The organism is Vibrio sp. 1078-1, assembly GCF_033340475.1.
In genome coordinates this window covers 1-654 of record NZ_JAWOWM010000444.1, presented here as the reverse complement: position 1 = coordinate 654, position 654 = coordinate 1, and the positions used below count along the sequence as shown (strand labels likewise).

The following is a 654-nucleotide window of genomic DNA, read 5'->3' as shown; positions in this document are numbered from 1 at the left end:
AAAAACGGGTCATGTAGTAACAAAACGAGGGATTATTGGGCGTTTTGCAACTCTTCCAGGCCGCCTGCATTGTGCAGATTTGTGAACCCTTGCGATTGCAAATATTGATAGGCTTGGCCCGAGCGGTTACCACTGCGACAATACAGCACAATCAATTGATCTTTTTTGACGTCTTTAAAATGTTTATCAAGCTCAGATAGAGGGAAATTCACCGCATTGTCTAAATGCCCCTCAGAGAACTCTTGCGGAGTGCGCACATCGACGAGCATTGCGCCTTGCTCTATCAGTTGCCATCCCTGTTCCGCGCGTTCAGAAGCCGCTACATTAGGAGCGAGCAACCCTAAGCTCAGCGTTGCAAGAAACAGAGAAATTGCCTTTTTCATTCTTTCGTCATCCTTATCAAACTATGTGTGCTACTGCGTAAAATAGCCTCCATCATAGACTCATTATGACGGATGGTGAATGAGAATGTTTGATAGAGAATTTTATTTAGTTCGATAAAAAATTTTTATTAAATTTCCCCCTTGAACTCCAATTTTTCGACCTTATTATTTTCATCGAAAACGAGCAGACGACTCGTTAATCCATCTTTATGTTCAAACTATGTCTTTTATTTTTGGTTCTAAGTAGGAGGCACTTCAAATGAAAATTCGT

At 41.1% G+C, this 654-nt stretch carries 1 protein-coding gene; it reads right to left on the bottom strand.

The window, feature by feature from the left end; translation table 11 throughout:
• Positions 1–32: 32 nt before the first annotated feature.
• Positions 33–383: a rhodanese-like domain-containing protein gene (locus R7190_RS28095; RefSeq protein ID WP_025508552.1), complete on the bottom strand. Its 351-nt coding sequence runs from the start codon at positions 381–383 to the stop codon at positions 33–35.
• Between the last annotated feature and the right edge of the window lie 271 nt (positions 384–654).